This window comes from Streptomyces sp. NPDC091287 (genome assembly GCF_044768525.1).
Lineage (GTDB): Bacteria > Actinomycetota > Actinomycetes > Streptomycetales > Streptomycetaceae > Streptomyces.
Genome location: NZ_JBIVUV010000001.1, coordinates 336,644 through 360,328 on the forward strand (window position 1 = coordinate 336,644; position 23,685 = coordinate 360,328).

Here is a 23,685-nt window from a genome sequence, read left to right on the forward strand (position 1 = left end):
GTCGACGGGTCTCATCAGCGTGCCACCGGTTCGGCGGCCGTTCGGAAACAGGGGAGAACAGCGCATGGGGTGGGTGTCGGCAGGCGACTACGAAGTCGCTCTGGAGGCGGGCAAGGTGGTCTGCCGCAACGGGCAGGGACGGCGGCTGAAGTCCGTTCCGGCCAAGTTGAAGGACGATCCGGCGGTCGTGAGTCTCCGGCAGTTGACCGAGTGGATGGAGCGGCACGAACGCCGGTGCCTGACCGACGTCGAGCAGTGGATGGTGCGCTCGCTGCCCGTTCCCACAGCCGTGCTCGCCAGGGTCTGGCCCGACCCGGCGTGGCAGGCGGCCCTGCGGGACGTGGTGGTCACCGGCGCGGACGGCGGGGTCGCCGGGTTCCTGCGCGACGTCGATTCCGAGCGCGGCCTCGGCCTCGTCGACCTGGACGGCGACACGGTCCGCATCACCCCGGACGTGGTCAGCGTGGACCACCCCGTGCTCCTCGACGACCTCGACGAGCTGCGGGAGTTCGCGGTCGAACTGGGGGTGCGCCAGAACGTGGAGCAGCTGTTCCGCGAGGTGTGGCGCCGCCCGCCGGGCCTCGCCCCGGAGACCACCTCCGTGGATACGTACGCCGGCGGCGTGTTCAAGGAACTGCGCTTCCTGCACGGCCGCGTCACTCAGCTCGGGTACCGGTCGCGCGGGGGATACGCGGTCTGCCCCGTGGTCGAGGACGGCGCCACCGCCGAGGCGCGCATCTGGATCGGCGAACACGACGGATACGACGCCTACGACACCGAGACGGGCCCCCTGGGCTGGACCGACCCCGCGGGGCGCGCGCTGACGGCAGCCGAGGTCGGCCCCGTGGCGTGGTCGGAGGGCATGCGGATGGCGGCGGCGCTCTACGCCGGCCGCGACGTCGAGGACGAGGAGCGGGCGGCATGAGCATCACGACGACGAACACAGACGCGAACACGACGACAGCGCACGCGGCGGCAGCGGACGCGGCGGCAGCGGACGCGGCGGCAGCGGACGCGGCGTCCCTTCCCGGCCAGGCCCGGGGCGGGAGCGCCTCCGGCCCCGCCGCCCGGGCTCGCGCGACAGCCCTGCTGGACGCGGGCGCGATCCTCCCGGCCGGCACCACCGACCGGGACGACGCCGACGCGCTGACCGCCCGCACCTACACGCACACCGCCCTCGGCGACCGCCCCGTGGTCCGCCTCGTGCCCGGCACACTCGGCGAAGCGGAGGACCTGGCCCTGGAGTTCCTCGGGCTGGCCCGGACCGCCGAGGCCCCCGTCGTGGGTCAGGTGCGCCGCGAGACGCTGGGCTTCCCGGCCTGGGCGCTGGTCAACGACCCGGCCAACGGGCACCACGCCCTGGCCCTGGTCAAGGACATCGAGCGGCTGGGCCGGCAGGCCAAGAGCCGTGCCGGAGCGGCCAAGGAGGGCTTCGACGCGCTCGGCACCCGGCTCGGCCGGGCCGTGCCCCACTTCCTTCCCACCTACTACGAGCAGGTGGCACGCCTCTTCCTCCAGGCCGAGAACCCCACCTACGCCGCCTCCTTCTTCGGCAAGGCCCGCGAGGCCGAGCGGGTGCACGGGCTGGTCGTGGACGAGGAGCGGCAGCGCGCTGTCTTCCTGGAGTTCGCCCTCGTCGGCGCGCTGACCGTCAAGGCGCTCCGGCAGTACGTACGGGACTTGGTGGCCCGGCTCGCACCGGCGGACGCCTGGGCGCAGTTCCGCCGTCTGCTGGTCGAGCGCTGCGCGGCCGGCATGCCCCCGTACGCGGCGCTGCCGCAGGACGTGCGCGCGCTGGTCAAGGCCGCCGGGCTGGACCGCGAGGCCGCCGAACGCGAGCTGGTGGCCGATCTGATCGGCTCGCCGGGAGTCGTCCGCGCACCCGCCTCGTTCTGGGAGACCTACCGCTCCTCGCTCATCGAACTCGCCCGACGGGACGCGGCCGTGCGGGCCCGGCTCCTCGGCTTCTTCCCGGAGACCTTCAGCGAGAGCGCCCGGGACGCGGACGGCGAACCAGGCTGGCTGGCCCTGCTGGCCGAGTCCGGCGCCGCTGAGCTGCTGACCGCCCTCCCGGCCCCCTCCGGCGACGCGACGTCCGACTCCGCCGCCCTCTCCACCCCGTCCGTCTCGCCGGCGGACTGGCTCGCCCGCTGGGAGGCACACCGCGGGCGCAGCCGGGTCACCTCGGGCCGCTGCCCGGGGACCCTCGATCTGGCCGCCCGGATGGCGGACCGGCTGCGCGCCGACGGGCACCCCGTCGAACTGTTCCAGGGTCGCTGGCAGCGCACCGCCGACCTGGACCTTCTCGACCTCTGCCTGGCCTCCGGCATACCCGTCGCCGAGCCGGACGACCAGGACGCGAGGACCGCGCGGTCTCTCGGATTCCCGATCGGCCCGTGGCTCACCGACACCACGCCCGGCGCGCGGGATCTCACCGCCGTCGCCGAACGCCCGTTCTTCCGTGCCCTGCTGAGCCGGAACGTCGGGGACCTGGGCGACGGACACCGCCAGCGCCTGAGCGACGCCGGCCTGGCGAAGGTCGCGGCGCACCCGGTGCTCTCCGTCATCCTGCGGGAGTGGCTGACCGCCCGCGCCGAGGAGTACACGGCCGCGCGAGGCCTTCCCAGGCTGCGCACCGCTCTCAACAGGCTCTCGTCGTTCCGTTCCGTGGTCGCGGACGTCGCCCCGGACGCCGTACGGCTCATCGAGAGCCACGACGTCGTACCGCTGCTCGCTGCCACCCTGCGCACCGGCGTCCTCGACGAACTGGGCTGGCCCGCGCTCGACGAGACCTACGCCGAACTCGCCGCCGAGGCCGCCGCCGCCGCGCGCCGGCAACGCAACCGGCAGGAGAGCGTCGGCGTCACCGGCGCCTGGCCCGCGCTGATCCTCAACACCCTCGAACGGGCCGTCGTCGTCGGCCCGGAAGGCGTTCTGCTGCGGCACACCCTGCGGCTCCCCGCCACCGTCGACCACTGGCGGACGATCGCCCTGCGTTACGTCGACGGCGAGTTGCTGGTCATCTGGTGGGAGGACGGCAAGCAGCGGGGCTACTGGTCGCACCGCCCCGCCGAGGTGTTCACCGTCGGCGGCGAGCAACTCCCCCGCTGGGGCGGCTCCGGCCCCTCGGACGAGGTCTGCCTGCCGCTGCCCGGCGGCGGCCGCGCCACGGGCGGCAAGGCCCTGCACGCGGGCGACACCTCCCTCCCGCCCCAGCGCGCCGTCATCTCCGACGGCACCGGCCACTGGCGCGAGGGCCACCAGGGCACGCAGCGGGTGTGGCTGGAGTACGACCCGGCCGGCGGCACGCACGGCCGCGCGTCCCTCCCCGCCTTCCTCCGCTCCGGGGTGCGGGACGGCGCCCGGCTGCTCGCCGAGCACTGCCAGGTGCTGCCCCTCCAGCCCGGTCTGGAGACCACCCCGTTCGGCACGGACGGCACGGTCCTCGGCCGCTGGGTCCGCCGCACGGTCGCCGAGACCGGCACGGCCGCCCCCGCCGACGGGCACCGCATCGTCGCCGGCACCCCCGACGGCCACACGGTCACCCTGCCGCACCCGCTGCCCGGCGGCGGCTCCCCGGTGCCGCTCGGCGCCCTCGCCCTGCCCGGCGGATCGAGGCCGGTCGCGGCCCTGAACCACAACTCCGTGGAGGTGTATCCGGCGGACACCGACGGCACCGGCGGCAGCCTGTGGTCCGTCACCCCCGGCCGCTCCGGCGGGAACGACGCGGCGGGCACTCTCTACGTGCCTCCCGTCTCCTACTGGCACGCCCTGCGCCCGAGGGACGAGCGGGGCTCCATGGCCCTGCGGAACCTGACGGACTCCCGGGCGGAGGAACTGTTCAACGAGGTCGCCGCCGCGGTCGCCCGGCACCTGGAGGCGTTCCGGGCCGTCGAGGAGTACACCGGGCCCTCCTCGCGGGAGCTGACCGAGGAGGCCGCCGCCCGGGTGCTGCCCGAGGTGTCCGACGCCCGGCTCCTCGCCGGCGTCACCGCGCTCGTCCGGAACGCGGTGGACCGGGCCGTCTCCGCCGCCCGGTATGTGGAACCACCCGAGCCCGTGGAGCCGGCCACTCCCCGGAACACCGCGCGCACCAAGGGCATGTTCTTCGACCACGAGCCCGAGCACGGCGACGACGCGACGCTGCGGGACGCCTCCGCCTGGGGCTCCGAGCGGATGCACGGCAACTGGTGGGGAGGGGGGAACCGGTGGACCGTGATCCGCCAGATCCTCGCCGTCAACCATGTTCTCGGCGGCGAGCCGGCGTTCGGCCCGCCCACCCCGTCGAAGGTCCCGTTCACCCCTGTGGACGGCTGGCAGCGGGACGAGTACACCGTGCCCGGAGACTCCCTCACCTGGCTCTCCCTCCTCGACAAGCTGCCCGAACTGGCCTACCGGACCGCCTCGGAGACCACCTCCACCGAGCACCGCACCGGGCTCCTCGTGCTGCTGGAAGCCCTCGCCGCGGGCCCGCTGGCCGACCCGGCGGGCACGGTCCGGCAGGTGGAGCTCGTCGAACCGCTCGGCGGAGCGACGCCCGGGCGGGGACGCCCCGAGGCCGTGCACCGCCTCGGCCAGGTGCTGCGCAAGGGCGCCCGCACGGTCGTCGTCCTCGCCGACCGCGGCCGGAACACCCGGGACGACGCGGCCTGCTGGCTCGCCCTGGACCACGACCCGACCGGCGCCTTCGGCCCCGTCCCCGGCTTCACCCTGGACCGCGAGCGCGTTCACCGGCGGGGCATCGCCCGCGACCGGCTCACCCGGCTCACCGCCCTGGTACGGGAGCAGGGCCCGGCACCCTGGCGCCCGGAGGCCGCCGAGGCGTTCCACACGGCCACCGGAATCGGACCCCTCCAGTCCGCCGCCCTGCTGTCGGCGGCCGTCCAGGAGCCCGGCGCCGAGGCGCTCGCGCTGCTCGGTGCGAAGACACGTGCCTTCGAGGAAGCCGGGGCACGGCTGGACGCCCTGCCCCGCGACGACCGGCACGCCCTGCTCCGAGCGCTGCTGCCCGAGGACCCGGTCGAGCTGTGGTCCACCGGCCCCGACGTCCGGGCCGCCGCCGAGGTCTGGCAGGAGCGCCTGGCCACCCTCGTCCGCGTCCCCGAGGAGCTGGACCTCGACCTCTCGGGCACCACCCCGGGCGCCGTCGACCTGGTCCTCAACGCGAGCTCCCGGACCTGGCTCGCCCACGGCACCGCCGTCCAGGACGGCACCGGTCGCCCGGGCCCGCGCGTGACGGGCGCTCGCGGTACGGTCTCCTCCGCCCTGACCGCCCTGCGCACCCTCGCCTACACGCTGCCGTACGGGCACCCCCTGCGGGCGCACCTGCCCGTTGGGCTCGCGGCCCTGCGCGGCCGCCTCGCCGACCCGGACCTGGTGCTGGACCTCGGTCTGCACTGGACCGAGTCGGGAGGCCCGATCGGCGCCACGGTCCGCGCCGCCCACGGGCTCCCCGAGTCCGGCGGCGCCGACGCCGACGGACTGGTCCGGGCCGGTGCGGCGCTGCTCCTCGCCCCCGGTTACGGCGCCAACGAGAAGCTGCTGATTCGCCCGGCCGGCCTGGCCGGCCCCGACGACCCGGCGTTCGGCCTCGTCGAGGGCACCGTCAGCAGTCACGGCACCGGCGATCTGCTCGCCCTGCGCGCACTGCTGGGTGAGGAGACCGACCTGCTGGCCTCGGCGGGCGCCCCCGACGGTTCCCCGCACCACCCGGCCCAGGACCCGACGCGTGCGGTGCCGGACCTGGTGGCCGAGGCGGCAGACGCCCTCGACCTGAGCGCGGACACCGCCGCCCTCTACCTGATGCTGCTCGCCCTGCCCGACCCCACGGACCGCAACTGCGTCCGCTGGACCGAGTGGAAGCCCGCACGGATCAAGAAGGCCCGGGCGGAACTCGCCGCCACCGGCCTCGTCGTGGAGGCGAAGCGCTCCCGCGCCGGCCGCACTCTGTTCCTCCCCTGCGGCTGGCTGGAACGCGGAGCCCCCGGACTGCCGCTGGAGACCTGGAAGGAACGCCTGTACCCCGTGGCCGGGTCCACCCGGGCCCTGCCCCACCTCCCCGTGCCCGCGCTGTACGCGGCCGCCTGGACACGGGTCCGCGACGGCGACGCCCCCGCCTTCGAAGAACTGGACACCCGCGCACCCCGGAAGGGCCGCCGTCGATGACGAACGACACCACGACCACCACGGACAGCACCACCACGGACAGCACCACCACGGAAAGCACCACCACCGACAGCACCACCGCGGGCGGCCTCCCCGCCCGGGCGGCGGCGCCCGGCCGGGAGCACCGTCAGATCACGCTCCCCGAGGACCGGTACGCCACCGAGCTGGCCTTCCTCGCAGCCCACGACCCCGGCCCCCGGCCGCCCGGCTGGCTGCTCACCCCGCGCGCCGTCGTCACCTTCGTGACGGGCAGCGCGGGCGAGGCACTGGGCCTGCCGAAGGGCGCCGCCCCCGGTGCCGGGGTGCCGCGCCGCCTGGTGATCGAGCAGAAGTTCGTCGGCGAACGCGCCCTGGTCGAACGGTGCGTGGTCACCCTCGCCGGGGAGCGCGGGCTCCTCCTCGTGGGCGAACCCGGCACCGCCAAGTCCATGCTCTCCGAACTGCTGTCCGCGGCCGTCTGCGGGACCAGCGCACTCACCGTGCAGGGAACCGCGGGCACCACCGAGGACCAGCTCAAGTACGGCTGGAACTACGCGCTGCTGCTCGCCCAGGGCCCCACCGAGCAGGCCCTGGTGCCCTCCCCGGTACTCACCGCCATGACCCGGGGGGCCGTCGCCCGCGTCGAGGAGGTCACCCGCTGCCTGCCGGAGGTGCAGGACGCTCTCGTGTCGCTGCTCTCCGAGCGGCGGATCGCGGTCCCCGAACTCGCGGGAAGCGAGGGCGCCCAGGTGCACGCGGCCCCCGGGTTCACGCTCATCGCCACCGCCAACCTGCGGGACAAGGGCGTCTCGGAGATGTCCGCCGCGCTGAAGCGGCGCTTCAACTTCGAGACCGTGGGCCCCATCGGGGACGTGGACGCCGAGGTCGCGCTCGTACGGCACCAGTCGCGGGCAGCCGTCGAACGCGTGGGCGCCGCCTACCAGGTGGACGACGCGGTCCTCGAAGCCCTGGTCACCGCCTTCCGGGACCTGCGCGACGGCCGCTCCGTGGAGGGCTGGGAGGTGGAGCGCCCCTCCACGGTGATGAGCACGGCGGAGGCGGTCTCCGTCGCGAGCTCCCTCGGCCTGGCCGCCGCCTACTTCCCCGGCGACCGGGACGTGCTCTCCCTCCTGCCCGGCCATCTGCTCGGCGTCGTCCGCAAGGACGACCCCGCCGACGCGGCACGGCTCCTGGGGTACTGGGACGGCCCGGTGCGCAGGCGCGCCGAGCAGGGGTCGGCCACCTGGCGTGCCCTGTGGGACCTGCGCGCGGTGCTGGAGAACTGACGGATGAGCGAGTCGACCATCCCCGGGACGCCGTCCACCTCGGAAGCCGCGGTGGCGGCCCTCGCGGCGACCGGCCCGGGGCTGCCGTTCCTGATCGGGGTGCGCCACCACGCGCCCTCGCTGGCGGCCGCCCTTCCGGCGCTGCTGGACGCGGCGGCCCCCGACGTCCTCCTCGTCGAACTTCCCGCCGAGTTCCAGCCGTGGCTGGGCTGGCTCGCCCACGAGGAGACCGAGGCGCCGGTGGCGCTGGCCGCCGTGCCCGCGGACGGGCCCGGCGCCGGGCCGGCGGGCGAACGGGGGCCGGCCTTCTACCCGTTCGCTGACTTCTCGCCGGAGCTGGTCGCCCTGCGCTGGGCGGCGAGAAACGGGGTCCCGGCCGTGGCCTGCGATCTGCCGCTGGCCGACCGGGCCTGGGCGGGGGGCGGCCCCGACACCCCCGCCCCGGTCCCCGGCGCCGACTCCGCACCGGTGCCGGGGGAGGGGCACGGGCTGTCCGCCGCGCTCCGGTCCCGGCTCACCGGCCGCGAGGGCGACGACCTGTGGGACCGGCTGGTGGAGGCCCTCGCGCCCGGTTCGACACCCGAGGCGCTCCGCCGCGCCGCCCTGCTCACCGGCTGGGCGCTGCGCTACGAGGCCGAGGCACGGGGTGGTGTGCACGGCACGGACCTGGTGCGCGAGGCGTGCATGCGCCGACATGTCGCCGAGGCCCTGGCGAGCGGGCGGCGGCCCGCCGTGGTGGTGGGAGCCTTCCACACCCCGGCGCTGCTGCCGTCCGCCGCCGCGGCCGCCGCGGCCGCTGGGGGCCCCGCGCCGCACGTGTCAGAAGCGCCGGTAGAACCGAAAGCGCCGGTAGAACCGAATGCATCAGCAACGCCGAATGCATCAGCAACGCCGGACGCATCAGCAATGCCGGACGCATCAGCAATGCCGGACGCACCCGCAACGCCGGACGCACCAGCAGCTCCGGAAGCGGCGGCCGGCACGGAAACGCCGGATCGGGCCGCCGCGCGCGAGCCGGGTGCGGACGGCCACCCGCACGGCACCGCCGGGACGACCGGTTGCACGGTTTCCCTGGTCCCGTACACGTACCCGCTGCTCGACTCACGCTCCGGCTACCCGGCCGGCATCCGGGACCCGGAGTGGCAGCACACCGTCCTGGACGCGGCCGGGGACCCGGCGGCCCTGCACGAGGCGCTGATCCGCACCGCGGTCCGCGTCTGCGCCGCCCTGCGCGAACAGGGCCACCCCTACGGCCCGGCGGACGGCCGCGAGGTCGTCCGGGTGGCCGGTGACCTGGCCCGCCTGCGGGGCCTGCCCGCCCCCGGTCGCGGTGAACTTTTGGAAGCCGTGCAGACGGTGCTGGGGCGCGGAGAGACCTACGGCACGGGCCGCGCCGTCGCCGGGGCCCTCGAACGCGTACTGGTCGGAGCCCGCACCGGACGGCCCGCACCCGCCGCGCCGCGCAGCGGACTGGGCCCCGCGGTCGAGGCCGAGACCGCGGCGCTCGCGCTTCCCGGGCCGGAGGAAGCGCACGAGAAGACACCGCGCGACCTCCGGCTGGACCCGGCGCGCTCCACCCTGGACCGACGCCGCGAACTGCTGCTGCGCAGGCTGACGGTGTGCGGCATCCCCTACGCGCGGGAGCAGGGGGTGGCCGGTGCGGCGGGCGGCGAAGGGCTGACGACGCGCTGGCAGGTGCGGTGGACCCCGGCGACGGCCGCGATGCTCACGGCGGCCGGGGCCCGCGGTGTCACCTCGGCCCAGGCCGCCGAGGGCGTGCTGCGGCAGCGGCACGCGGCCGAGCGCGCGGAGGGTGGTCCGACGGCCGCCCAGGTCGTCGGCGGCCTCGCGGAGGCCGCCGAGTGCGGACTCCCCGCCCTGGCCGACGAACGGCTGACGGAACTCGCCGCCGTACTCCCCGCGAGCGGTACCCTTCCCGAACTCCTCGCCGGCCTCGACCTGCTGGATCGTGTAGACGCCGGCCATCTGCCGGGGCTGGCCGCGCCCGACGGCTCCACGGCCCCGGACACCACCGCCCGTGCCGCCCGTACCGCGCACGCGGCCGAACTGCTGACCTCGGCCGCGGTACGCCAGGTCGACGGTCTGACCGGTTCCGAGGACCCCGAGGACGCGCGGGCGCTGCTCGAACTGGCCCAGCGCGCAGACCGGTTGGGCGGCATCCGGCTCACCGGCGCCCTCGCCCGGCTGGCCGCCGACGGCACCCCGTTGATCGCCGCGGCCGCCGGAGCGGTCAGGGTGCTCACGGGCCACGAAGAGGCGGAGTCCTTCGGGGGGCGCGTCGCCTCCTGGGTGGACGGAGCCGTGGACAGCGTCTCCAGGGCCGCGCTCACCGCCCGCCTCACCGGTGTCCTGACGGTGGCGGGCCCGCTCCTGACCGTCGGCGTCGGCGCCCTCGACCCGCTGCTGCACCGGGTCGTCGAGCTGGACGACACCGCGTTCCTGGCCCGGCTGCCGGCCCTGCGCGGTGGCTTCGACACCCTGAGCCCGGCCGCCCGGGACCGGCTGCTGGACACCGTCGAGGAGCGGCTCGGTGAACGGGTGGACAGCCTCGACGCGGACGACCCGGCCGAGCTGGCCCGCCGGACGACAGCCGACCTCGCGGCCCGCGAGCTCCTGACCGGCCTCGGCCTGCCCGTCCCGCCACCCGCGCGGGACGACCTGATCCCACCGCCGTCCGGCCGCCCCACCGCAACGAGCCCCACCGCCACACCCGACACCGAGGCTGCCACCGCGCCCGCGCCCGATGGCGGGGCCGCCCCCGCACCCTCCGCCGAACACACCCCCACACCCGATACCGCACCCGCCCCCGTACCTTCCACGGGTTCCACCGAGGCCGCCCCCGCGCGGACCCTCGCGCCCGCCGACCGCTGGCGGCTCGTGCTCGGCCGGCGCCCCGATCAACTGCCGTCCGGCGCCGCCCGCCTGGCGACCGCTCTGGACGAGCTGTACGGCGCGGGGCACGGCGAGGGGTCCCGTGGCGGCCTGCCCGGTCACGGCGGCTCCGGACCGCGCGGTGGCCGGGAACCGTCGTTCCCCGGCGTACGTGAGTGGTCCGAGGAACTGGCCGCGCTGTTCGGCCCCGGCGTCCGCGAGGAGGTCCTCGCCGCCGCGGCCGTGACAGGACGACAGGACGTCCTCGCCGAACTTGACCCGGCGGCCGCCACCCCCTCCGTGGAACTGCTCCGGACGATCCTTCGGTACGCCGGCGGGCTCCCCGAAGCCCGCCTCGCGGCGCTCCGGCCCCTGGTCCGCCACCTGGTCGACGAACTGACCCGGCAGCTCACCACCCGGCTGCGCCCCGCCCTCACCGGCACGATGCAGGCCCGGCCCACCCGCCGCCCGGGCGGCAGGCTGGACCTGCCGCGCACGCTGCGGGCCAACCTGGCCACCGCCCGCCGCACGGCCGACGGAACGATCCAGGTGATCCCGGAGAAGCCCGTGTTCCGCAGCCGTGCCCGCCGGTCGGCCGACTGGCGCCTGATCCTGGTCACCGATGTCTCCGGATCCATGGAGTCGTCCACGATCTGGTCCGCGCTGACCGCCTCGGTGCTCGCCGGGGTGCCGACTCTGAGCACCCATTTCCTGGCCTTCTCCACCGAGGTCGTCGACCTCACCGGCCATGTGCACGACCCCCTCTCCCTCCTGCTGGAGGTGAGCGTGGGCGGGGGCACGCACATCGCAGCCGGGCTGCGGCACGCCCGCAGTCTGATCGAGGTGCCCAGCCGCACCCTCGTTGTCGTCATCAGCGACTTCGAGGAGGGCGCGCCCCTCGCCGGACTGCTGGCCGAGGTGCGGGCCCTGGTGACCACCGGATGTCATGTCCTCGGGTGCGCGAGTCTCGACGACGCCGGCCGGCCCCGCTACTCGACGGGCGTCGCCGGGCAGCTCGTGGCCGCCGGTATGCCCGTGGCGGCCCTCAGCCCACTCGAACTGGCCCGCTGGATAGGGGAGAAGACCGCATGAACGACGACCGGTTGCCACCCGTCGCACCGGAGGTCACGGCCACGCTCGTGGAGGACCTCTCGCCCCGGCTGCGCAAGCGGCTGGACGCGGCGGTCACAAAGATCGGCGCCCGCCCGAAGCGCCGCGACGGGGACACCGTGACGATCGAGGTCGACGACGAGACCGAGTTGTGCCTGCACGCCCCGGGCGGCGTGGTGGCGACGACGGACGCCATCACCTGCGGCTGCCTCCTCGCCCCGGCATGCGTCCACCGCGCGGCCGCCGCCTGCGCCGCCCCCGCGGCGGACCTACCGCCGGAGCTCGTCGACCGGCCCACCGCGGAGGCCCCCGAACCCGGCTCGGCAGCGGACCTGGCCCCCGCACCCGGCTCCGTGACGGACACGGCCCCCGCTCCCGGCTCCACCTCCACGCCCGAGGTGGCGAGCCCGGCCCAGCGCGCCGCCGCCGACGCCCTGTGGTCGGCGGGCGCCGTCGTGCTGGAGGCCGGCGTCGACGGAGCCGGCGCCGTCACCCAGTCGGCCCTTCTCCGCGCCGCGCACACCGCCCGGCTCCGGCAGCTGCCCCGTGCCGCGGCCGCCGCGCTGTCCGTCGTCACACTGCTGCGCGCGGCCCGCGCAGGTGACCCGTCCTACCGCACCGCCGACCTCGTCACGGCCCTGGCCGAACTCCTCGGCACCGCGCACCGGGTGGGGACGACGTCCGGGGCAGAGCTGGCCGCCGTCCGAGGCCGCGCCCGCCGCCCGTACAGCCCGGACGGCTCGCTGCGCCTGTACGGCCTGTTCACCGAACCCGTGGTCACCGACTCGGGGCACGGCGGCGTCCGCACCTGGGTCGCCGCATCCGACGGCCGCCTCTTCACGGTCGGCGACGTGGCGCCCGGCGGCGTCGGACGCGCCCTGGGCGTGGCCGACCGGGCCGTGCGCCTGGGGGACAGCGCGCTCACCCACCGGGAGCTGGGCCGGGCCGGCCTGGCGGTCTCCGGGGCGACGGCATCGCCGGACGGCAGACTGGGGGCCGGGAAGGGCGTCAAGGCCGTAACCGCCCGGGGTGCGGCATGGACGGAACCGCCGCTCACCGCCCTGTGGGAGACGCCGCCGTCCGAACAGGCCGCCCGCGCCCTGCGGTCCACCGCCCGCTACGCGGACCCGGAGGGCGGCGGCAGCGACCTGCTCTTCCTGGACGTCGAACTCCTCGGTGCGGTACGGGAGTCGGGCGGATCCTGCCTGCTCGCGCGGTGCGAGGGAGGCGTTCTCGTCCGGCTCACCGTCGCCGACGACGACCCCGCGCTGGCCCATCGCGACAACGTGATGCTGCTGGCCGCGGCACCGGGGACGCGGCTGCGGATCATCGGCCGTCTGGTGCCCGCCCCCCACCCCCGGCTCACCCTTCTCGCCTGCTCGCATCCCTCAGGCGAGGGCACGATCGACCTCGGCTTCGACCGCCTGCGCCGCGCCGACCTCCCGGACCCGAACGCCCCCGTGCACCCCGCCCCGCCCCGGCCCGGAGGCTCCGGAGCGCACTCGCCGCTGTACCTCCTGGAGCGCCGGGTGGAACAGACGGTCCCGGCGGGCCGTGCGGCCCTCGGCCTGCTCGGCGACGTCACCGCCGAGAGCCGCCGGATCCGCCGCGCGGGTCTCCCCACGGCCGCCGGACTCCTCACCGCCCTGTGCGCATCGGCGGCCCAACGCGACCGCGATCTGTTCGGCCGCCTGCTCCCCGCCGACACCGACGGCTTCGCCTCCCACTGGCTGGCCGCCGCCCGCTACACGGCCGCCGTGGCCGAGTCCCTGTGCTCGGCGGCCTGGGAACCGGCGCAGGAGGGCGTCGCATAAGTGCTGTCCCGCTGTTCCCGGCGGCACACGGCATCATGCAGGCATGATCACCATTCACCTGAAGTACGAGATCGACGCGGACAAGCTCGAGGATTTCGAGGAGTACGGTCGTCGCTGGGTCCGCCTCGTCAACCGTTTCGGCGGAACGCACCACGGCTACTTCCTGCCGAGTGAGGGCGACAGCGACATCGCCTACGCCCTCTTCTCCTTCCCCAGCTTGGCCGCGTACGAGCAGTACCGCACGGACAGCATGTCCGACCCCGAGTGCCAGGAGGCGTTTCGGCTGGCCCGTGACACCCGCTGCATCAAACGGTACGAACGCCGCTTCCTCCGGCCGCTCGACGGCCTTTCCTAGGTCGTGTCCGCAAAGTCTCGTCGGGTGGGTCGTACGGGGCCGGCCGTGGTGCAGTCCTGCGGCGGGGGTAGAGCCCACGGTGTCCCCGGGCTCCCGCGTGTGTTAGACAGGGGACAATCAAAGGGGCCCTGTGCAGCAGTTCAAGCTCGGAATCATGTCGCAGTCCCGCAAAGAGAACGAGCGTCGTCTGCCGGTCCACCCAGCACACTTCGCACGCATCGATGTCGACCTTCGGCCCAGCATCTACCTGCAGACCGATTACGGAGAGCACTTCGGTGTGCCGGACCATCAGCTCGCACCCTGGGTCGCCGGCTTCCGTTCACGCGAGGAGCTGATCGCAGAGTGTGACGTCATCGTGCTGGCCAAACCGGTGCACGAAGATCTGGCGGAGCTGCGGGACGGGCAGGTGCTGTGGGGGTGGCCGCACTGTGTTCAGGATGAGAAGGTCACGCAGGCCGCCATCGACCGCAAGCTCACAGTGATCGCCTTCGAGGCGATGAACCACTGGACCAGGCAAGGCGGATTCAGCCTGCACGTCTTCCACAAGAACAACGAGCTGGCGGGCTACTCGTCAGTGCTGCATGCCATGCAGCTGACGGGGGCGACCGGTGACTACGGGCGGCGGCGGCGGGCGGCGGTGATCGGATTCGGCGCCACCGCGCGGGGCGCCGTGACCGCGCTCAGCGCTCTGGGCGTTCACGACGTGGACGTGTTGACCGCCCGCGGCACCGCCGCCGTCAGCTCACCCATCCACTCGGCACGCATCGTGCGCTTCGACCACGAAGTGGCCGAAGCCACCCTCGACCCGCGGCGCAGCATCGCGCTCACTGAGGACGGCCCGGAGCCCCTGGCCGATTTCCTCGCCGGGCACGACATCATCGTCAACTGCGTGCTGCAGGACACCGCGGCACCGCTGATGTTCCTGATAGAGGAGGACCTGCCGAAGCTCGCGCCCGGCACCCTCGTCATCGATGTCTCCTGCGACGAGGGCATGGGCTTCACCTGGGCTCGGCCCACCACCTTCGACGAGCCGATGTTCACCGTCGGCGACCAGGTCCACTACTACGCCGTGGACCACAGCCCCTCCCACCTGTGGGATGCGGCCACCTGGGAGAACAGCGAGGCGCTGATCCCGTTCCTGCGGCCGGTCCTCGAAGGGCCCGCAGGATGGGACGACAACCGCACGATCAGCCGGGCGATCGAGATCCGCGGCGGCACCGTCCGGAACCCCGCGATCCTGGCCTTCCAGCACCGCGCCGAACAGTACCCGCACGCGTTGCTCCGAACCGGGCCATGAGAGAGCCGAGTCCGGCCCAGGTCCCGGAGTGGGACGGGGCTCGTGACTGAGCCGGAAGTCGAAGACGTCGAGGTTCCTCCCGCCTGGTCCGGGGGTTACGCACCTTGCCCGTCCTGCTCTCCGCGCGCCGATCAGGGGTGAGCTATTCTGCGCGCATGCGCGGACAGTTCACCGGCTGGCCGGAGCAGGCCATGGACGTGTTGTGGCAGCTCCAGGGCGAACCGGCCCACGCGACCCGCGAGCGCTGCCGCGCGGACCGCGAACGCCTGGTCCGGCAGCCGATGATCGCCCTCCTCAACGAAGTCGCGGACGCCGACCCCCGGTACGAGGACTTCTCCGTCTGGCACTACCGCACCGACTCCTGGTGGTGGCAGCACCAGGGCGCGGTGATTCGGCTGGGCCGCAAGGTTGAGATCGGTCTCCGGTTCTCCCTGGACGGCCTGCGGATCCAGGGCGCCTGGTGGTACCCCGATCCCGGCCAGGTGGACATGTTCCGCAAAGCCGTGGCCTCCGAGGGGAGCGGCCGCGAACTGTCCGCCATCGTCGAGGATGTGCGGAAGAAGGGCTACGACATCTCCGGGGACGTGATGAAACGCCCCCTGAGCGGCTATCCGACAGACCACCCCCGTACGAACCTGCTGCGCCACCGCTCTCTGATCGCCGCACGTCCCCTCGGCTGCGAGGAGTGGCTGCACACCCCGGAGGCGGTCGACCGGGTCCTCTCGGCCGCCGCCGACCTGGACGCCCTGCTGATGTGGCTGGTCCGCCACGTGAAGCGCGCCGCCTGACCTGACGAGGGCACCGCTCGGTACGTCAGAGCGTGACCGGGAAGGGTCGTGCGGTACTTCCAGCGGATGAGTCCGTAGCGATCCGAACGAGAGACCCTAGCCGCCGTAGTCGTCGTGGTGGCGGACCCAGTCCATGATCCCGGCCTCCTCCTGGCGCCCGAGGGGGGTCAGGTCTAGGTAGTTGAAGGTGCCGTTGAGGAGATCGGTGCCACGCGAGTACGTCGAGTAGGTGTGAAACACACGGTCGCCCTCGCGGAGGAAGACGCTCAGGCCGTGCTGCTCGCCGCTCAGGGCCCAGGACCCGACTCCGGCCTCCCGCAGCTCTTCCTTCGTGCGGAAGTTGAAGAGCACGGGCGTCACGGATTCATCCATGGTGACGTGGAAATCGTAGTTGAACGACGTCCCGTGGGAGGAAAACCAGGGAAAGGTCCACTCCATGCGTTCACGGAACTTCGTGATCCTCGGGAGGGGCGCGCGCGAGACAGCGGCGAATGACGTCCGGGCCGCGTGCAGATGCGCCAGGTGGCCGATGTTGTCGGCGAGGAGCGAACATCCGGTGCAGCCGGCCTCCCAGTCGGGTGCCAGCATGAAGTGGTAGACGATGAGCTGGCTGCGACCGTCGAACAGGTCGACGAGGCTTGCCGTGCCGTCCGGACCCTCGAAGACGTACGGTTCGGTGACCTCGACCATGGGAAGGGCCCGGCGCTGTGCGCTGAGCGCGTCCCGTTCCCGGTCGAACTGCTTCTCCCGCGCCAGCAGTTCCTTCCGGGCCGCTAACCATTCTTCTCTCGACACAATCGCCGGACTGTTCATTTTCGGTCCTCGCTGTCGTCGTACATTTCCAGCTGTCGGAACGTTACGTGAGGAGGCGGGTGCTCTGTCTGCCGTTGTGCTGGTTCATGGCCTGTACCACCGTCCCGAGCACTTCGTCAGGGTGGCGGAACGCTTGCGGACCGCGGGAATCGAGGTCGTCGTTCCCGAGCTCCACCGAGGCTCGCTGTCCGCCGACACCGCGGCGGTCCAGGCCGCCGTCGACTTGACGGCAAAGCCTCCGCTCGTGCTCGGCCACTCCTACGGCGGGTCGGTGATCACCGGAGTGCGCGGAGCGGGACAGCTGGTCTATCTGACGGCCTTCGTGCCGGACACCGGCGAAAGCGCGGCCACCCTGGGCGGGGCGTCGCCGCGACTCCAGGAGGCGATCAACCCCGAGCCCGACGGATCGACCAGTCTGCGTCCCGATCTGGCCACCGAGGTTCTCTACAACGGCTGCTCCGAACCCCTCGCCGCCTGGGCGGTCGGCCTGCTCCGTCCGCAAGCTCCCGGCTGCGGACGAGGAGTCCCGCTCCATCACAGCTGGAAGGACACGCCCTCCACCTACGTCGTCTGCGGCCAGGACCGGGCCATCGACCCCGCTCTGCAACGGAAGATGGCCGCGCGGTGCACCGAGGTACGTGAGTGGCGGACGGGCCACTCCCCGTTCGTGGGGCACCCCGGTCTCCTCGCCGAACTCCTGGAGGAACTCATTCGGCGTTAACCGATCCGTCACGGCCTCTTCCGTTCTGTTCGATTCTCTTGGAACATCCTGTTCGCTTCTGTTCCCCACACTCCAAGAGGCCCCTCACTCATGGCTGATATGAATCGGCGCCGCTTCTTCCAGATAGCCGGTGCGACGGCGGGATTCGCCGCACTGTCGGGCAGCATCGACCGCGCCGCCGCCATCCCCGCCCACCGGGCTTCCGGGACGCTCCAGGATGTCGAACACATCGTCGTCCTGATGCAGGAGAACCGTTCCTTCGACCACTACTTCGGGGCGTTGAAAGGCGTGCGGGGGTTCGGGGACCCGCGGCCCGTGACGCTGCCGAGCGGGAAGTCCGTCTGGCACCAGGCCGACGCGACGGGCAAGGAGACCCTGCCGTTCCACCCGACCGCCGACGACCTGGGGATGCAGTTCCTCCAGGGCCTCAACCACGACTGGGCGGGCGGCCACCGGGCGTACAACGACGGGCGGTACGACCGCTGGATCCCGGCCAAGACGCCCACCACGATGGCCCATCTGACCCGGGACGACATTCCCTTCCACTACGCGCTCGCCGACCGGTTCACCGTGTGCGACGCCTACCACTGCTCGTTCATCGGGGCCACCGACCCCAACCGCTACTACCTCTGGTCGGGGCACACCGGCAACGACGGCACCGGCGGCGGACCCGTCCTCGGCAACGAGGAGCGCGGCTACGGCTGGACGACGTACCCCGAACGACTGGAAGAGGCCGGAGTCTCCTGGAAGATCTACCAGGACATCGGCGACGGCCTGGACGGCCCCGGCGGCTGGGGCTGGATCGACGACGCCTACCGGGGCAACTACGGTGACAACTCGCTGCTCTACTTCGACAAGTACCGCGACGCCCAGCCCGGGAACCCGCTGTACGACAAGGCACGCACCGGCACGAACGTGGCCGGCGGCGACGGCTACTTCGACGGCATCGCCGCCGACGTCCGGGCCGGAACACTGCCGCGGATCTCCTGGGTCGCCGCCCCGGAAGCCTTCACCGAGCACTCCAACTTTCCCTCCAACTACGGCGCCTGGTACATCGCGCGGCTGCTGGACGCGCTGACGTCCGACCCCGAGGTGTGGAGCCGGACCGCCCTGTTCATCACCTACGACGAGAACGACGGCTTCTTCGACCACGTCGTGCCGCCCTATCCGCCGACCTCCGCCGACCGGGGCCTGTCCACGGCCGACACCTCGACCGAGGTGTACGCGGGCGGCGCCTCGTACGGCCCCGGTGTCTACGGGCTCGGGCCGCGCGTCCCGATGCTGGTCGTCTCGCCCTGGAGCACCGGCGGCTACGTCTGCTCCGAGACCTTCGACCACACCTCGGTCCTGCGGTTCATGGAGCAGCGCTTCGGCGTGCGCGAGCCGAACATCTCACCGTGGCGGCGTGCCGTCTGCGGCGACCTGACCTCCGCCTTCGACTTCGCCCGCACCGAGCCCGCCCCCGGCGACCTGCCGGACACCTCCGCCTACGAGCCCCCGGACCGCGAACGTCACCCCGACTACCGGCCCACCCCGCCCGCCGTCGGGTCGCTGCCGAAGCAGGAGCCGGGCAGCCGACCCGCCCGGCCGCTCCCGTACGCCCCGTACGTCGACGGCGCCGTCGACGCGGGCACCGGGAAGATCGCGCTCACCTTCAGCCCGGGCACGGCGGCCGGCGCGCAGTTCTACGTCACCTCCGGGAACCGGACCGACGCCCCGTGGACGTACACCGCCGAGGCCGGCCGCACGGTGTCGGACGCCTGGAACTCCGCCTACTCCGGCGGTACCCACGACCTCACGGTCCATGGCCCCAACGGTTTCCTCCGTACGTTCAGGAGCCCGGGTTCCACCGCCGGTCCCGAGGTCACCGCCCGCCACAACGACGGGAGCGGCAACCTCGACCTGACCCTCACCAACCCCGGCGACACCGAGGTGCGCCTCACGCTCTCCAACGCCGACGCCTACGGGGGAGCGGAGCAGTCGGTCACCGTCCGGCCCGGCGCCACCGTGTCGCGCACCATGGACCTGAGGGCGGGAAGGCGCTGGTACGACGTGTCCGTCACGGCCGAGGGTGCTCCGGCCTTCCTGCGCCGCTTCGCCGGTCATGTCGAGACGGGGGCCGCCGGGGTCAGCGACCCGGCAACGGCCACGGGCTGACGAGACGGAGTACCCGACAGCGAAACGGCGGGGCCCGGACCGTCCCCGCGTTCGAACGGTCCGGGCCGCCGCCGGTCACGCGACGCCGGGCGGGGCGGTTCAGACGGCTCCGCCGCCGCCTCCTCCGGCACCGGACGCGGCCTTGATCCCGCGGGTGATGTCGTCCAGGACGGACAGCTTCGGCGCGTCCTTGTTGACGTCGAAACCGGACCGGACCACGACGAGCATGCCCTTGGAGGTGGGGGAGGGGAACACCAGCGATTCCACGTAGCCGTCGTCGCCCTTCTCCGTCACCACCTTCCAGCGCACGACATAGCCCTTGCCGCCCGCCACCGTGACGGCTTCGGACTTCAGCTCCTCGTGCGAGGAGATCTTCCCGTAGCTCTTACCGCCGTAGGACTCCTGCGCGTTGAGGGCGATGTCCTTCTTGGCCGCCTCCTCGGGCGTCCCCGCGGTGAGCTTCATGGCGGCCGCCGGGGCGGAGAACACTCCGCCGCGCACGCAGGTCTCGGCGGTGTCGCCGGGGCACGGGTGCTCACCCGTCGTCAGTCCGGCGCCGACCGCCCCGGAGGTTCCCTTCCAGCCCTTGGGCACCGGGAGGCTGATCCCTGCGGCCAGGTCCGTGGCGAAGCCCGGTTCGGTCGGCGGGAGCTGTTCACCGGGGCCCTGACCGTCTCCGTTCTCCCCGCCGTTCCCCCCGTCGCCCTCCTGGCCGTCCTTCTCACCGCCGTCCGGTGCGCCCGGCAGATCGGGGACGGCGGACGGCGAGGAGGCCGCCGTGTCCGGCCGGCCGCCGCTGTCCTCGCCGAGCAGATACACGCCGCCCCCGATGGCGGCGAGCACCACCGCGCCCACCGTCACACCGACACCGATGCGGATCCCGCGACGGCGCGCCGCGCCGGGCGACGCGCGGACATGGCCGGTCCACTGCGCTCCGTCCCACCAGCGTTCCTGAGCGGGGCCATTGCCTGAGTGCCCGGGGTCTGGATGCCAGCCGGGCGGGGTCATCTGGGTCACGGGGGCACCCTATGCGGACCGGGTGAGAATCACATGAACTGTCCGCGCCGCCCTCGATCCCGTGGGTCAGGGTTCGATCAGCCCGGCGCGGATCGCGTAGCGGGTGAGCTCCAGGCGGTCGCGCAGACCGAGCTTCTGGAGCAGGTTGGCGCGGTGCCGCTCCACGGTCTTGACGCTGATGACGAGCAGCTCGGCGATCTCCTTGGAGGAGTGGCCCTCGGCGACCAGCTTGAGGATCTCCTCCTCGCGCTCCGTGATGGCCCGCGCCGGCAGGTCCTCGCCGTCCCTGGCCCGGTCGAGGAAGTTGCGGATGAGCGCGGTCACCGCGCCCGGGTAGAGGAACGGCTCGTCGCGCATCGCCGCCCGGCAGGCCTCCACCAGGTCCCGGTCCGCGACCGACTTGAGGACGTACCCGGCCGCCCCCGCCTTCAACGCCTCGAAGAAGTACTGCTCGTTGTCGTACATCGTGAGCATCAGGATCCGCAGACCCGGCATCACCCGGGACAGCTCGCGCGCCGCCTGGAGGCCGGTCAGGCGGGGCATCGCGATATCCAGAATGGCCAGGTCGGGCCGTTCGGCGCGGGCCATCTCGATGGCCTCGGCGCCGTCGCCCGCCTCGGCGACGACCGTCAGGTCCGGTTCGCCGTCGAGGATCAGCCGGACGCCGCGACGCACGAGGGCGTGATCGTCCGCCAGCAGGATGCGGGTCGGAGCGGTCGCGCCCCTGGAAGGCGTGGCGATGGACGGTGAGGTGGGCATGGTCACTGGCTTCCGTTCGGGACGGGCACATCGAGACGTACTTCGGTGCCGCCCTGCGGGCCGGAACCGAGGAAGACCTCGGCGCCGATCAGCAGCGCGCGTTCACGCATACCGCGCAGTCCCGCCCCCTCCGGGGCGTCCCCGAGGCCGCGGCCGTCGTCGCGGATGCGCAGCTCCACTCCGCCGGGGCTGGGCCGCAGCGACAGTTCGAGCCGGGTGGCGCGGGCATGCCGGACGGTGTTGGTGAGGGCTTCCTGCGCGATCCGGTAGACGACCAGTTCGGCCTCGGCGCCCAACTCGGGCAGGTCCTTACCCATCCGGCGGCGGATCGTCAGCCCGTCCGGCGTCGGGGTCTCGGTGATCAGCGCCGTCAGCGCGCTCACCAGGCCCAGCTCCTCCAGCACCCCGGGCCGCAGCCGGCGCGCGATCCGGCGGATCTCGTCGAGCGACCCCCGGGTGATCTCCTGGACCTGGCGCAACTCCCCGCGCAACGGCTCCGGGGCATGGTCGGCGACCCGCTTCAGCTCCAGCAGAACCGCGGTCAGCGTCTGCCCGACCTCGTCGTGCAGCTCCTGCGCCACACGGCGGCGCTCGGCCTCCTGCGCGGAGAGCGCGCGGGCGCTGCTGGTGGCCCGCTCGGCCTCCAGCCGGTCCAGCATCGTGTTGAACGTCTCGATCAGCGCGGCGATCTCACCGTGCCCCGCGACCTCGGGACGCGGGCTCGGACGCAGCAGATCGGTGGTCGTCATCGCGCGGGTGACCCGCTGGAGCGGGAAGAGGCCGAGCCGGAGGAGGGCCGCGTTGGCCGCGAGCATGAAAGCGATGCCGCCGGTCAGGATCATGGCCTCGGTCAGCAGGACCGGGGTGGAGATGGTGATCGGCCCGAGCAGCAGCAGGGCGCCGGCCGCCACCAGCACGGCTGCGTTGAGCAGGAAGATCCGCCAGAACAGGGACAAGGTCGAACGGCTCCTTCGGAGGTCGGGTCGCACGGGCGCGCTGCCAGCCTCCACTATCGCCGCTGCGCGGGTGGACGGCCGTCGCCGCCCGGACCCGCCACTCCGACACCCCACGCGCGCGCCCGGTCTGCATGGTGCGCACCCCCGGATATGGGTGCTGCCCCCGATGGTCCCCGGAGGCCTCCCCCGACGACCATGAGGCCAGGGCCCCAGGGGGCCCTGCCCCGTGCCGCACCGCGGGGACCGGGGCATCAGGAGCCGAGAGGGTTTCCGTACCGGGAGGGAGACACCATGCCCACGTACGACGAGCAGCTGCGTGACCTGGAGGAGCAGCTGCGTCACGACGATCCCGGGTTCGCCGAGGCGATGTCCGGCGGGACCCCGCGCACCCCGCGCGAGTACCGCCGCCGCCACGCCTGGGTGTGGCTCGCCGTCGGGCTCGCCGCACTGGGCACCGGTATCGCCGTGGGCCACGGTCTCCTGATCGCCGCCGGCCTGGTCGTCTCCGGAGCGGCGGCCCAGCTCTTCGACCCGCAGCGCGGGCGCCTGCACGGGCGGGACATCCCCAGCGCCCCCTGACCCCCGCCCCCTCCCGGCGATGCCCGCATCTCCGATCAACACGCTGAGGCCCGACCACTCGTTCAGGTCCGACCGCTCGCTGAGGTCCGACCACACGCTCGGTGTGACATAGGCTGCCTGTCCGGATCCGGCCGAGGCAGGGAGTGACGGATGCCCGTCGAATGGCAGCCCGTGCGGCAGTCCCGCACCCATGAACTCGTGCTCCGCAGCATCGAGGAGCGGGTCTTCGCCGGAGAGCTCCGCGCCGGTGACCGGCTGCCGCCCGAACGGGAACTGGCTCCGGTGCTCGGCGTCAGCCGCTCCGCCCTGCGCGAGGCGCTCCGGGTGCTGGAGACCATCGGTGTCCTGGTGGCCCAGCCCGGCCGGGGACCCGACGCCGGGGCCCGTATCGTGCGCAACCCGGACGACGCCCTGGGCCGACTGCTCCGACTCCACTTCGCCCTCGGCAGCTACAGCCTCCAGGACGTTCTGGAGGCCCGGGTGGTCCTGGAGCGGTCCAGCTTCGAGGCCGCCGCCTGCCAAGCACCGCCCGAGGACCTCGACGAGGCGGCGGAGCTGGTGGCGGGCATGGCGCAGCAGGGCATCGGGGTGAGCGGCTTCAACGATCTGGACACCCGCTTCCATGTGCTCATCGCCCGCAGCTCCGGCAACGCCCTGACGTCCACGCTCACCGCCGCCGTACGCGAGTCCGTGCGGCCGCTGATCCTGCGCGCCCTGGAAGCCGCCGAGGACTGGCCGGCCACGGCTCGCGCGCTCAACGCCGAGCACGAGGCCCTCCTCGCGCTGGTACGGGAAGGACGGGGCGGAGAAGCCGCGGACCTGGTGGAGCGGCATATCCGGGGACTGCACGGGACGCTGGTGGAAGGCCCCATCACGCCGTAGGAGCACGCAGTCCGAGCGGGCCCCTGCTCCGGCACGCGGTGTCCTGAATGGCGTGTGCCCGCATGACGCGCTGTCCGGGACTTGTGCACGGTGTGCCGCACGACGCGTGGCGCGG

Annotated in this window: 16 protein-coding genes; 12 read left to right on the top strand and 4 right to left on the bottom strand. The window is 73.5% G+C overall.

Annotated elements, in window-relative coordinates; translation table 11 throughout:
• The first annotated feature begins 64 nt into the window (after positions 1–64).
• From ACIQRW_RS01425 to ACIQRW_RS01460, 8 genes are all read left to right on the top strand, one after another.
• The gene (locus ACIQRW_RS01425; RefSeq protein WP_403752709.1) at positions 65–925 is read left to right on the top strand and encodes a DUF4132 domain-containing protein; all 861 of its coding nucleotides are present in this window, start codon (positions 65–67) and stop codon (positions 923–925) included.
• Complete coding sequence (locus ACIQRW_RS01430) at positions 922–6,165, top strand: hypothetical protein (protein ID WP_403752712.1); 5,244 nt, start codon at positions 922–924, stop codon at positions 6,163–6,165. The genes ACIQRW_RS01425 and ACIQRW_RS01430 overlap by 4 nt, the downstream gene beginning before the upstream one ends.
• Positions 6,162–7,430, top strand: coding sequence for an AAA family ATPase (locus ACIQRW_RS01435; protein ID WP_403752715.1), 1,269 nt, complete (start codon positions 6,162–6,164; stop codon positions 7,428–7,430). Before ACIQRW_RS01430 ends, ACIQRW_RS01435 begins: the two co-directional genes overlap by 4 nt.
• A 3-nt stretch (positions 7,431–7,433) precedes the next feature.
• The gene (locus ACIQRW_RS01440) at positions 7,434–11,414 is read left to right on the top strand and encodes a DUF5682 family protein (protein ID WP_403752718.1); all 3,981 of its coding nucleotides are present in this window, start codon (positions 7,434–7,436) and stop codon (positions 11,412–11,414) included.
• Positions 11,411–13,246, top strand: coding sequence for a hypothetical protein (locus ACIQRW_RS01445; RefSeq protein WP_403752721.1), 1,836 nt, complete (start codon positions 11,411–11,413; stop codon positions 13,244–13,246). Before ACIQRW_RS01440 ends, ACIQRW_RS01445 begins: the two co-directional genes overlap by 4 nt.
• Before the next feature lie 43 nt (positions 13,247–13,289).
• Entirely contained in the window at positions 13,290–13,601 is a 312-nt protein-coding gene (locus tag ACIQRW_RS01450; RefSeq protein WP_403752724.1) for an NIPSNAP family protein, read from the top strand.
• 130 nt (positions 13,602–13,731) lie between these two features.
• The gene (locus tag ACIQRW_RS01455; protein WP_403752727.1) at positions 13,732–14,898 is read left to right on the top strand and encodes a N(5)-(carboxyethyl)ornithine synthase; all 1,167 of its coding nucleotides are present in this window, start codon (positions 13,732–13,734) and stop codon (positions 14,896–14,898) included.
• Between the two features lie 155 nt (positions 14,899–15,053).
• The gene (locus ACIQRW_RS01460) at positions 15,054–15,686 is read left to right on the top strand and encodes a DUF2461 family protein (protein ID WP_403752730.1); all 633 of its coding nucleotides are present in this window, start codon (positions 15,054–15,056) and stop codon (positions 15,684–15,686) included.
• Positions 15,687–15,782: 96 nt separating this feature from the next.
• Here the strand turns inward: ACIQRW_RS01460 and ACIQRW_RS01465 are convergent, their stop codons facing one another.
• The gene (locus tag ACIQRW_RS01465) at positions 15,783–16,499 is read right to left on the bottom strand and encodes a DUF899 domain-containing protein (RefSeq protein WP_403752733.1); all 717 of its coding nucleotides are present in this window, start codon (positions 16,497–16,499) and stop codon (positions 15,783–15,785) included.
• Positions 16,500–16,563: 64 nt separating this feature from the next.
• On the opposite strand from ACIQRW_RS01465, the gene ACIQRW_RS01470 reads away from it, so the two are divergent.
• Both ACIQRW_RS01470 and ACIQRW_RS01475 read left to right on the top strand, forming a co-directional pair.
• Positions 16,564–17,220, top strand: coding sequence for an alpha/beta hydrolase (locus tag ACIQRW_RS01470; protein ID WP_403753459.1), 657 nt, complete (start codon positions 16,564–16,566; stop codon positions 17,218–17,220).
• Between the two features lie 90 nt (positions 17,221–17,310).
• Positions 17,311–19,377, top strand: coding sequence for a phosphocholine-specific phospholipase C (locus tag ACIQRW_RS01475; protein ID WP_403752736.1), 2,067 nt, complete (start codon positions 17,311–17,313; stop codon positions 19,375–19,377).
• Positions 19,378–19,476: 99 nt separating this feature from the next.
• Here ACIQRW_RS01475 and ACIQRW_RS01480 read toward each other — a convergent pair whose 3' ends face one another.
• From ACIQRW_RS01480 to ACIQRW_RS01490, 3 genes are all read right to left on the bottom strand, one after another.
• Positions 19,477–20,385 carry a DUF2510 domain-containing protein gene (locus ACIQRW_RS01480; RefSeq protein WP_403753462.1) on the bottom strand — a complete coding sequence of 303 codons (909 nt, stop codon included), beginning with the start codon at positions 20,383–20,385 and terminating at the stop codon, positions 19,477–19,479.
• Between the two features lie 75 nt (positions 20,386–20,460).
• Positions 20,461–21,153 carry a response regulator gene (locus tag ACIQRW_RS01485; RefSeq protein ID WP_403752739.1) on the bottom strand — a complete coding sequence of 231 codons (693 nt, stop codon included), beginning with the start codon at positions 21,151–21,153 and terminating at the stop codon, positions 20,461–20,463.
• Positions 21,154–21,155: 2 nt separating this feature from the next.
• Complete coding sequence (locus tag ACIQRW_RS01490) at positions 21,156–22,109, bottom strand: HAMP domain-containing sensor histidine kinase (protein ID WP_403752742.1); 954 nt, start codon at positions 22,107–22,109, stop codon at positions 21,156–21,158.
• A 291-nt stretch (positions 22,110–22,400) separates the two neighbouring features.
• Here ACIQRW_RS01490 and ACIQRW_RS01495 point away from each other — a divergent pair, with 291 nt between their 5' ends.
• Complete coding sequence (locus tag ACIQRW_RS01495; RefSeq protein WP_403752745.1) at positions 22,401–22,688, top strand: DUF3040 domain-containing protein; 288 nt, start codon at positions 22,401–22,403, stop codon at positions 22,686–22,688.
• 150 nt (positions 22,689–22,838) lie between these two features.
• Positions 22,839–23,570 carry a FadR/GntR family transcriptional regulator gene (locus ACIQRW_RS01500; protein ID WP_403752748.1) on the top strand — a complete coding sequence of 244 codons (732 nt, stop codon included), beginning with the start codon at positions 22,839–22,841 and terminating at the stop codon, positions 23,568–23,570.
• Positions 23,571–23,685 lie beyond the last annotated feature (115 nt).

Excerpts from the sequence above, each read along its gene's own strand:
- ACIQRW_RS01465 (WP_403752733.1), bottom strand. The coding sequence starts at position 16,499 with ATGAACAGTCCGGCGATTGTGTCGAGAGAAGAATGGTTAGCGGCCCGG.
- ACIQRW_RS01425 (WP_403752709.1), top strand. The coding sequence starts at position 65 with ATGGGGTGGGTGTCGGCAGGCGACTACGAAGTCGCTCTGGAGGCGGGC.
- ACIQRW_RS01440 (WP_403752718.1), top strand. The coding sequence starts at position 7,434 with ATGAGCGAGTCGACCATCCCCGGGACGCCGTCCACCTCGGAAGCCGCG.
- ACIQRW_RS01450 (WP_403752724.1), top strand. The coding sequence starts at position 13,290 with ATGATCACCATTCACCTGAAGTACGAGATCGACGCGGACAAGCTCGAG.
- ACIQRW_RS01500 (WP_403752748.1), top strand. The coding sequence starts at position 22,839 with ATGCCCGTCGAATGGCAGCCCGTGCGGCAGTCCCGCACCCATGAACTC.
- ACIQRW_RS01480 (WP_403753462.1), bottom strand. The coding sequence starts at position 20,385 with ATGACCCCGCCCGGCTGGCATCCAGACCCCGGGCACTCAGGCAATGGC.
- ACIQRW_RS01485 (WP_403752739.1), bottom strand. The coding sequence starts at position 21,153 with ATGCCCACCTCACCGTCCATCGCCACGCCTTCCAGGGGCGCGACCGCT.
- ACIQRW_RS01430 (WP_403752712.1), top strand. The coding sequence starts at position 922 with ATGAGCATCACGACGACGAACACAGACGCGAACACGACGACAGCGCAC.
- ACIQRW_RS01445 (WP_403752721.1), top strand. The coding sequence starts at position 11,411 with ATGAACGACGACCGGTTGCCACCCGTCGCACCGGAGGTCACGGCCACG.
- ACIQRW_RS01460 (WP_403752730.1), top strand. The coding sequence starts at position 15,054 with ATGCGCGGACAGTTCACCGGCTGGCCGGAGCAGGCCATGGACGTGTTG.
- ACIQRW_RS01435 (WP_403752715.1), top strand. The coding sequence starts at position 6,162 with ATGACGAACGACACCACGACCACCACGGACAGCACCACCACGGACAGC.
- ACIQRW_RS01495 (WP_403752745.1), top strand. The coding sequence starts at position 22,401 with ATGCCCACGTACGACGAGCAGCTGCGTGACCTGGAGGAGCAGCTGCGT.
- ACIQRW_RS01475 (WP_403752736.1), top strand. The coding sequence starts at position 17,311 with ATGGCTGATATGAATCGGCGCCGCTTCTTCCAGATAGCCGGTGCGACG.